Source organism: Pelomonas sp. KK5, from assembly GCF_001984095.1.
In the GTDB taxonomy this organism is placed as follows: Bacteria; Pseudomonadota; Gammaproteobacteria; order Burkholderiales; family Burkholderiaceae_C; genus KK5.
The window spans coordinates 1-8,471 of sequence record NZ_LYVQ01000258.1 but is presented as its reverse complement, the minus strand read 5'-3'; the positions used below and the strand labels follow the sequence as shown (position 1 = coordinate 8,471).

The window sequence follows — 8,471 nt, the reverse complement described above, 5'->3', positions numbered from 1 at the left end:
GCCGTGCGCTGCAGGCGCGCGAGGTGTCCGTCGAGACGGACGAAGGCGCCGCCCTGCAATCGCAAGGTTTCCAGCGCGGCGATCGGTGCCTGCGCGCGCAGCAGGAAGCGGGTCTTGGCCCGCCATTCGGCCACTTCGGCGGCCGGTTCGGAATCCAGCGTGATCGCGCTGCCGATGCCGCAGCGCAGCCCTTGGCCGCCCTCACCTTCCACGGTGCGGATCGGCACGTTGAAGGTCGCCACGCCGCCGGGCTGCAGCAGGCCCAGCGCGCCGCAATACCAGCCGCGTGCCGAAGGCTCCAGCTCCTGGATGATCTGCATCGCACGGATCTTGGGCGCGCCGGTCACCGAGCCGCAGGGGAACAGCGCGGCGAAGACCTCGCTCAAGGCCAGCCGCGGCCGGCTGATCGAGGTCACGGTGGACGTCATCTGCCAGACGGTCGGCAGCGCATGCAGTTCGAACAGCCGCGGCACCCGTACCGATCCCGTCTTGGCGACCCGGCCGATGTCGTTGCGCAGCAGGTCCACGATCATCAGGTTCTCGGCCCGCTCCTTGATGCTGGTGCGCAGGTAGGCCTGGGCGGCCTCGTCGGCCACCTTGTCGCGGCCGCGGGCGGCCGTGCCCTTCATCGGCTGGGCGGCCAGCAGCCAGGTGCGCTGGGTGTCCGGCAGCGGGCGCCAGTCGAAGAACAGTTCGGGCGAGACGCTGGTCACTTGGGCCTCGCGCAGGAACAGCGAGAAGCCGCCGGGCTGGTGTCGGTGCAGCGCGAGGAAGAGCGTGGCCGGGTCGTCCGCCTTCAGCTCGCTGTGCAGCCGGGTCGTCAGGTTGACCTGGTAGCAGTCGCCGGCGCGGATGTACTCGCGCACGCGCTCGATCTGCGCGGTTTCGTCAGCGTCAGACTGGCCGTCGAGCCAGTCGGCGGTCAGTGCAGATTCGGCGTTATCGGGCAGTTCGGGCCAGGGCCCGGGCGCTTGCTCGTAGACGGCGAACTCGGCCAGCGGCAGCGCGCTCGCATGGCCGGCCATGGCCGGTTCGAAGGCGCTCGCGGCCTCGTAGCGCAGCCCGCCCAGCACCCAGGCGCCGTCGCGGCTGGCCTGGTGGGCGGCGTCGATCACCGCGCGCAGGTCCTCGGCGCGATGGGCGCGCAGCCAGCGGGCCGGCGGCGCGTACCAGGCGCCGCGCACCCGCTCGCCGTCTTCGCGCGCCAGCGGATGGCGCGGGAAGTCGAAGGCCGCCTGCAGCAAGCCGCTCACAGGCTCAGGAAGTGCTCGCGGTAGTAGGCGAGCTCGTCGATGGACTCATGGATGTCGGCCAGCGCCGTGTGCGCCTGCGCCTTCTTGAAGCCGGCCATGATGCCGGGCTTCCAGCGCTTGGCCAGTTCCTTCAGCGTGGACACGTCCAGGTTGCGGTAGTGGAAGAAGGATTCCAGCTTGGGCATGTAGTTGGCGAGGAAGCGGCGGTCCTGGCAGATGCTGTTGCCGCACATCGGCGACTTGCCGGCGGGCACGTAGGCCTTCAGGAACTCGATGGTCTTCTCGACCGCCTCGTCCTCGTTGACCGTGGAGGCCTTGACCCGGTCGATCAGGCCGCTCCTGCCGTGCGTGCCCTTGTTCCAGGCGTCCATCTTGTCCAGGGTCTCGTCGCTCTGGTGGATGGCGAACACCGGGCCTTCGACGCGCACCGTCAGCTGCGGGTCGGTCACGACGACGGCGATCTCGATGATGCGGTCGGTCTCGGGGAAGAGGCCCGTCATTTCGAGGTCGATCCAGATCAGGTTGTCGGGGCTGGAGGCGAGCGTGGTCATTGATCAAGCTTTCAAGGGAAATCGTTGAGAGCGATTGTCGCAGCCCCCTACACTTCGGAAATGAGTTCCCTGCCCTCCGTCAATCCGACCGCCGTGAGCCTGGCCTTCGCCGCCCTGCTGCTGCTGTCGCTGCTGGCCAAGTTCTGGCTCAGCAGCCGCCAGGTCCGCCATGTGGCGCAACATCGCGGCGCCGTGCCCGCCGCCTTCGCCGGCACCGTGCCGCTCGCGGCCCACCAGAAGGCCGCCGACTACACGATCGCCCGCAGCCGCTTCGGCCTGCTGAGCGTGGCCTTCGGCGGCGTCGTGCTGCTGGGCTGGACGCTGCTGGGCGGGCTCGACGCGCTGAACCGGCTCGTGCTCGATCTCGTCGGCCCGCAGCACCCCATGACTTACCAGTTATGTCTGCTGACCGCCTTCGCGCTGGTCGGCGGCCTGCTGGACCTGCCCTTCGAGCTTTACAGCACCTTCCGCATCGAGCAGCGCTTCGGCTTCAACAAGATGACGCCGAAGCTCTACGTCATCGACACCCTCAAGGGCCTGGCCGTCGGCGCCGTCATCGGCCTGCCGATCGCCGCGCTGATCCTGTGGCTGATGGGCGCCGCGGGCAGCTACTGGTGGCTGTGGGCCTGGGGCGCCTGGATGGCGTTCAACCTGCTGATCCTCGTGCTCTACCCGACCCTGATCGCACCGCTGTTCAACAAGTTCGAGCCGCTGCCGGACGAGACGCTGAAGGCCCGCGTCGAAGGCCTGATGCAGCGCTGCGGGTTCGCGGCCAAGGGCCTCTTCGTGATGGACGGCAGCCGCCGCTCGGCGCACGGCAATGCCTACTTCACCGGCTTCGGGCCGGCCAAGCGGGTGGTGTTCTTCGACACGCTGCTGGAGCGGCTGAACGGCGCGGAGGTGGAGGCGGTGCTGGCCCACGAACTGGGCCACTTCAAGCACAAGCACGTGACCAAGCGCATGGTCACCATGTTCGCGATCAGCCTGGGCGGCTTCGCGCTGCTGGGCTGGCTGTCGGCCCAGCCGGGCTTCTACGCGGCCTTCAGCGTGCGGCCGAACATGGGCGCGCCCAACGACGCGCTGGCCCTGCTGCTGTTCATGCTGGTGGTGCCGGTGTTCGGCTTCTTCTTCACGCCCGTGGCCAGCCGCCTGTCCCGCCGCGACGAATTCCAGGCCGACGCCTATGCCTGCGCCCAGGCCAGCGGCGCCGACCTCTGCGCCGCGCTGCTGAAGCTGCACGAGGACAATGCCGGCACGCTGACGCCGGACCCGGTCTACGCCCGCTTCTACTACTCGCACCCGCCCGCCAGCGAACGCCTGGCCGCCATCCAAGCCCTATGAACCTGCTGATCGCCCAATGCTCGCCGCAGCGCGAGCCTCTCTCGAATGTGGACGACTGGTTCGCGCAGGTCCCGGGCTGGCTGCCCGATCCCGACAAGAAGCTGATCGCCCGCCGCTTCGGCTTCGACAACTTCTACCAGACCATGGCCTTCGTCAACGCGGTGGCCGAGATCGCCCATGCGCAGGACCATCACCCCGAGATGATGGTGAGCTTCAGCGCCTGCACGGTCAGCTTCACCACGCATAGCGCTGGCGGCCTGACGATCAACGACTTCATCTGCGCCGCGCAGGTGGCGGCCTTGCCGGAAGCGACGGCCGACTGATGGCGGCCAAGTTCGGCAACCTCGATCTCGGTCTCATCGTCCGCGGCCATGGCCGCCACTACATCGTCGAAGACAGCGACGGCCGCCGCTTCGTCGGCCACCCGCGCGGGAAAAAGAGCGATTGCGTCGTCGGCGACCAGGTGCGCTGGGCGCCTTCGGGTTCGGATGAAGGCGTGATCGAGGCCGTCGAGCCGCGCCGCAACCTACTCTACCGCCAGGACGAGTGGAAGACCAAGAGCTTCGCCGCCAACATCGACCAGCTGCTGGTGCTGGTGGCCGTGGAGCCGGTGTTCAGCGAGAGCCAACTGTGCCGTGCGCTGATCGCCGCCGAGCAGGCCGGCATCGCCACGACGATCGCGCTGAACAAGACCGACCTGCCCGGCACCGAGGCCGCCCGCGAGCGCCTGGCGCCCTACCGCGCGATGGGCATGAACGTGATGGAGCTGGCGCTGAAGGCCGACCCGGCCGGCTCGCGCGCGCTGCTGCAGCCCTGGCTGAACGCGAAGCGCACGCTGGTCCTGGGCCCCAGCGGCACCGGCAAGAGCACCTTGATCAACCTGCTGATTCCCGACGCAAAGGCGCAGGTCGGCGACATCTCGGTGGCGTTGAACTCCGGCCGCCACACGACGACGACGACCCAGTGGTACTGGATGGACGTGGACACCCGCGAGACCGCGCTGATCGACTCGCCGGGCTTCCAGGAATTCGGCCTGCACCAGATCGACCCGCAGCAGCTCCCGCTGCTGATGCCGGACCTGCGCGCCCACGCCGACCATTGCAAGTTCTACAACTGCACCCACCGGCACGAGCCGGGCTGCGGCGTGCGCGAGGCGCTGGAACAGGGACTGATCAGCCCCTCGCGCTACCGGATCTACGGAGAGATCCTGGAACAGCTGACCGCGCCGAAGCGCTGGTAGCCCGGTCGATCAATGCTCAAGACGCTGGGCACTGTCCGGCACCTCGCGAACCTCGACGTCAACCACCTCGCCCGCCGGGCGGATGTTCGCCCGCCGGCCCGGCTTGAAGCCGCCGCGCGCCTGCGCGAAGCGGGCCGCCATGTCGATGTTGGGCCGGCGGCCGCGCAGCAGGCTCCACAAGGTCAGGCCCAGCACCGTCATCAGCGCGACGGCGAGCAGGCCCAGCACGAACAGCAGCCCGATCACGCCGATGGCGATGCGCAGGACAAAGGAAACGAGTGCGGAGATCATTCGGTACTACTTTCTGTCGGGTGCCCTGATTTCAACCCCGACCCACGAAGGGCATGTTCGTCGCCATCACGGTCATGAACTGGACATTGGCAGACAGCGGCAGCTCGGCCATGTAGAGCACCGAGCTGGCGACGTGCTCGACGTCCATCGTCGGCTCGATCGCGATCTCGCCGTTCGCCTGGCGCACACCCTTCGTCATCGGCACGGCCATCTCGGTCAGTGCGTTGCCGATGTCGATCTGGCCGCAGGCGATGTCGTGGGCGCGGCCGTCCAGCGACAGCGCCTTGGTCAGGCCGGTGATCGCATGCTTGGTGGCGGTGTACGGGGCCGAGTTGGGCCGCGGCGCGTGGGCCGAGATCGAGCCGTTGTTGATGATGCGGCCGCCGCGCGGCGACTGGTGCTTCATCATCCGGAAGGCTGCCTGGGCGCAGAGGAAGCTGGCGGTGAGGTTCACGTCCACCACGTTCTGCCACTGCTGGGCGGTCAGCTCGTCGATCGGCACCGCCGGCGCGCCGGAGCCGGCGTTGTTGAAGAGCAGGTCCAGCCGGCCGAAGGCGGCCTTCACCCGTTCGAACAGCGTCGTCACGGCCTCAGGCTTCGTCACGTCGCAGGGCAGCACCAGCGCGCGGTCCGGGCGCAGCGCCGCGGTCTCCACCAGCGGCGCCTCGCGGCGGCCGACCAGAGCGACCTGGTAGTCGGCCTTCATCAAGGCCTGGGCGGCGGCGCGGCCGATGCCGGTGCCGGCGCCGGTCACGAGAGCGAATTTGCGGATCGTCATCCAATCATCATAAAGATCAATAACGCATCGCAGGCGGCACGTAGGCGACGCGCTTGAGTTCCGGCGCGCGTTCGGTGGCGGCGACCACCGGCGCATCCGGCGTGCGGCGGCCTTCGACGACGACGGTCGGCAGCCGCTCGACCTTCACCGCCTTGCCGACGATCACCACGGTGGGCAGGCGCTCGATCTTGACCGGGGCTGCCTCGGCCTTGCCGGCTCCCAGCAGCGCAGCGGCGCCGAGCAGGATCAGGCCCGACAGCGCGGCCAGGCGCTTGTGGGTGGCGTAGCGGTCATAGCAGTAGACGGTAGTAGTGGCATTCATGTCGACCTCCTCGTGTGCGGACAAGAACGCTGCCCGCTGCATGGACGTGAATGTGCGCCGTGCTAACTCTCAAACCCATCGGATTGCGACCGGCCGCGGGCCGGGGGCGATGAACGGCATTCCGGCGCGATGAACGCCCGGCGCGCCGCAGGTCAATAGGGGAAGCGACGATAATCACGCCACCGATTTGCAGCCCTCCCCCTCCGAACCATGAGCACCACGATCCGTTATGCCGACCTGGTCGACAGCGTCGCCGCCGCCTTCCAGTTCATCAGCTACTACCACCCGGCCGACTACATCGCCCACCTGGCCCGCGCCTACGAGCGCGAGCAGAGCGAGGCGGCGAAGGATGCGATCGCGCAGATCCTGACCAACTCGCGGATGAGCGCCACCGGCCACCGCCCCATCTGCCAGGACACCGGCATCGCCAACGTGTTCCTGAAGATCGGCATGGACGTGCGCTTCGAGGGCTTTCCGGGCTCGATCGAGGATGCCGTCAACGAGGGCGTGCGCCGCGCCTACAACTTCGAGGACAACAAGCTGCGCGCTTCGGTTCTCGACGACCCCATCTTCGCCCGCAAGAACACCAAGGACAACACGCCCGCCGTCATCAGCATGAGCCTGGTGCCGGGCAACACGGTGGACGTGATGGTCGCGGCCAAGGGCGGCGGCTCGGAGAACAAGAGCAAGTTCGTCATGATGAATCCGAGCGACGACCTGGTCGACTGGGTGCTCAAGACCGTGCCGACGATGGGCGCGGGCTGGTGTCCGCCGGGCATGCTGGGCATCGGCGTCGGCGGCACGGCCGAGAAGGCGATGCTGCTGGCCAAGGAATCGTTGATGGACGACATCGACATGTACGAGCTGCTGCAGCGCGGCCCCCAGAACAAGCTGGAAGAGCTGCGCATCGAGCTGTACGAGAAGGTCAACGCGCTGGGCATCGGTGCCCAGGGCCTGGGCGGCCTGACGACGGTTCTCGACGTCAAGATCAAGACCTTCCCGACCCACGCCGCGAGCAAGCCGGTCGCGATGATCCCGAACTGCGCCGCCACCCGCCACGCCCACTTCGTGCTGGACGGCAGCGGCCCGAGCTTCATCGAGGCCCCGAGCCTGGACCTGTGGCCCGACGTGACCTGGGCGCCGGACTACAACAAGAGCAAGCGCGTGGACCTGAACACGCTGACCAAGGAAGAAGTGGCCAGCTGGAAGCCCGGCGAGACGCTGCTGCTGTGCGGCAAGATGCTGACCGGCCGCGATGCCGCCCACAAGCGCATCGCCGACATGCTGGCCAAGGGCGAGCCCCTGCCGGTGGACTTCACCAACCGCGTCATCTACTACGTCGGCCCGGTCGATCCGGTGCGCGATGAAGTGGTCGGCCCGGCCGGCCCCACCACCGCCACGCGGATGGACAAGTTCACCCGCATGATGCTGGAGCAGACCGGCCTGATCTCGATGATCGGCAAGAGCGAGCGCGGCCCCGTGGCGATCGAGGCGATCAAGGACAACAAGTCGGCCTACCTGATGGCCGTCGGCGGCGCCGCCTACCTCGTCAGCAAGGCGATCAAGCAGGCCAAGGTGGTCGGCTTCGCGGACCTGGGCATGGAGGCGATCTACGAATTCGACGTGGTCGACATGCCGGTCACCGTGGCCGTGGATGCCGGCGGCACCAGCGCCCACATCACCGGCCCGGCCGAGTGGAAGGAGCGCATCGCCTCGGGCAAGGCGCTGAGCATTCCGGTGGTGCCGGCCTAAGAAGCGGCAACACCCAGGCGGCGGAGCACCGGAAGCAGCTCGTCCGGTCCCGCCGGCTTGGCGTACAGATAACCCTGTACTTCATCGCAGTGCAGGTCCTCGAGGATGTCCCGCTGGGCCGTCGTCTCCACGCCCTCGGCCAGCACCGACAGGCCCAGCGACTGGCCCATGCGCACGATCAGCTCGGCGATGTGGAAGTCGTCCAGGTCGCGGTCCAGGCCCTGGATGAAGACGCGGTCGATCTTCAGCCGCGTCACCGGGAGGTGGCGCAGCTGGCCCAGCGACGAGTAGCCGGTGCCGAAGTCGTCGATGGCGATCTGCACGCCCATCTCGCGCAGCTGTCGCAGCCGGCCGACGCCGGACTCCATATCGCTGATCACCAGGGTCTCGGTCACCTCCAGCTCCAGGTCGCCGGGCTCCACGCCGTGGGCGGCCAGCGCGTCGCGGACACTCTCGACGAAGCCCTCGTCCTCGATCAGCTGCCGCGTGGAGACATTGACCGCCACGCGCACCCGCAGGCCCTGGTCGCGCCACTTGCGCTGCTGGCCCAGTGCGGCCTCCATCACCCAGCGCCCCAGCGGCAGGATCAGGCCCGAGCTCTCGGCCGCGGCGATGAACTGGTCCGGCGGCACGACCTGGTTGCCGTCGCGCCAGCGCACCAGCGCCTCCACGCCGACGACGCGGCCGCTCATCAGGCTCACCTGCGGCTGGTAGACAAGGAAGAAGGCCCGCTCCTCGATCGCCTTGTGCATGCGCGCGGTGAGGTGCAGCAGCGCGCGCAGCTCCGCATTCATCGCCTCCTCGAACAGCAGGGCGCTGCCCAGCCGCGCCTGGCGCGCGTTCTTCAGTGCCACGCCGGCGTTGGCGATCATGGCGCTGGGGTTGCTGCCGTCGGGCGTGAAGCGGGCCGCACCCACGGTGACGCCGATCGCCACATAGGCAT

10 protein-coding genes are annotated in these 8,471 nt (G+C 68.4%); 4 read left to right on the top strand and 6 right to left on the bottom strand.

What is annotated here, in order from left to right:
* Both B0W88_RS27110 and orn read right to left on the bottom strand, forming a co-directional pair.
* On the bottom strand, positions 1-1,253 hold a 1,253-nt coding region (locus B0W88_RS27110), incomplete at its 3' end, for a chorismate-binding protein (protein ID WP_077037693.1).
* Complete coding sequence (gene orn, locus B0W88_RS27105) at positions 1,250-1,804, bottom strand: oligoribonuclease (RefSeq protein ID WP_077037692.1); 555 nt, start codon at positions 1,802-1,804, stop codon at positions 1,250-1,252. The genes B0W88_RS27110 and orn, both read right to left, overlap by 4 nt.
* Before the next feature lie 60 nt (positions 1,805-1,864).
* Here orn and B0W88_RS27100 point away from each other — a divergent pair, with 60 nt between their 5' ends.
* From B0W88_RS27100 to rsgA, 3 genes are read left to right on the top strand one after another with little or no spacing between them, the layout of a single operon-like run.
* A complete protein-coding gene (locus tag B0W88_RS27100; RefSeq protein ID WP_077037691.1) occupies positions 1,865-3,145 on the top strand; it encodes a M48 family metallopeptidase in 1,281 nt (426 codons plus the stop codon).
* Positions 3,142-3,468, top strand: a complete 327-nt coding sequence (locus B0W88_RS27095; RefSeq protein WP_077037690.1) for a 4a-hydroxytetrahydrobiopterin dehydratase — start codon at positions 3,142-3,144, stop codon at positions 3,466-3,468. The genes B0W88_RS27100 and B0W88_RS27095 overlap by 4 nt, the downstream gene beginning before the upstream one ends.
* Positions 3,468-4,385, top strand: coding sequence for a ribosome small subunit-dependent GTPase A (gene rsgA / locus B0W88_RS27090; protein ID WP_077037689.1), 918 nt, complete (start codon positions 3,468-3,470; stop codon positions 4,383-4,385). Before B0W88_RS27095 ends, rsgA begins: the two co-directional genes overlap by 1 nt.
* 9 nt (positions 4,386-4,394) lie before the next feature.
* Here rsgA and B0W88_RS27085 read toward each other — a convergent pair whose 3' ends face one another.
* From B0W88_RS27085 to B0W88_RS27075, 3 genes are read right to left on the bottom strand one after another with little or no spacing between them, the layout of a single operon-like run.
* Complete coding sequence (locus B0W88_RS27085; RefSeq protein WP_077037688.1) at positions 4,395-4,676, bottom strand: hypothetical protein; 282 nt, start codon at positions 4,674-4,676, stop codon at positions 4,395-4,397.
* A 31-nt stretch (positions 4,677-4,707) separates the two neighbouring features.
* Positions 4,708-5,454 carry an SDR family oxidoreductase gene (locus tag B0W88_RS27080; RefSeq protein ID WP_077037687.1) on the bottom strand — a complete coding sequence of 249 codons (747 nt, stop codon included), beginning with the start codon at positions 5,452-5,454 and terminating at the stop codon, positions 4,708-4,710.
* A gap of 16 nt (positions 5,455-5,470) precedes the next feature.
* Entirely contained in the window at positions 5,471-5,776 is a 306-nt protein-coding gene (locus tag B0W88_RS27075; protein WP_077037686.1) for a hypothetical protein, read from the bottom strand.
* Positions 5,777-5,986: 210 nt separating this feature from the next.
* Between B0W88_RS27075 and B0W88_RS27070 the strand changes: the two genes are divergently transcribed.
* The gene (locus tag B0W88_RS27070; protein ID WP_077037685.1) at positions 5,987-7,528 is read left to right on the top strand and encodes a fumarate hydratase; all 1,542 of its coding nucleotides are present in this window, start codon (positions 5,987-5,989) and stop codon (positions 7,526-7,528) included.
* Here B0W88_RS27070 and B0W88_RS27065 read toward each other — a convergent pair.
* The coding region (locus tag B0W88_RS27065) for a bifunctional diguanylate cyclase/phosphodiesterase (RefSeq protein WP_144006998.1) at positions 7,525-8,471 on the bottom strand (947 nt) is incomplete at its 5' end. The genes B0W88_RS27070 and B0W88_RS27065 overlap by 4 nt on opposite strands.

Bases quoted from the DNA above. Each gene is read 5' to 3' on its own strand.
- B0W88_RS27095 (WP_077037690.1), top strand. From the start codon at position 3,142: ATGAACCTGCTGATCGCCCAATGCTCGCCGCAGCGCGAGCCTCTCTCG.
- orn (WP_077037692.1), bottom strand. From the start codon at position 1,804: ATGACCACGCTCGCCTCCAGCCCCGACAACCTGATCTGGATCGACCTC.
- B0W88_RS27070 (WP_077037685.1), top strand. From the start codon at position 5,987: ATGAGCACCACGATCCGTTATGCCGACCTGGTCGACAGCGTCGCCGCC.
- B0W88_RS27080 (WP_077037687.1), bottom strand. From the start codon at position 5,454: ATGACGATCCGCAAATTCGCTCTCGTGACCGGCGCCGGCACCGGCATC.
- B0W88_RS27075 (WP_077037686.1), bottom strand. From the start codon at position 5,776: ATGAATGCCACTACTACCGTCTACTGCTATGACCGCTACGCCACCCAC.
- B0W88_RS27100 (WP_077037691.1), top strand. From the start codon at position 1,865: ATGAGTTCCCTGCCCTCCGTCAATCCGACCGCCGTGAGCCTGGCCTTC.
- B0W88_RS27085 (WP_077037688.1), bottom strand. From the start codon at position 4,676: ATGATCTCCGCACTCGTTTCCTTTGTCCTGCGCATCGCCATCGGCGTG.
- rsgA (WP_077037689.1), top strand. From the start codon at position 3,468: ATGGCGGCCAAGTTCGGCAACCTCGATCTCGGTCTCATCGTCCGCGGC.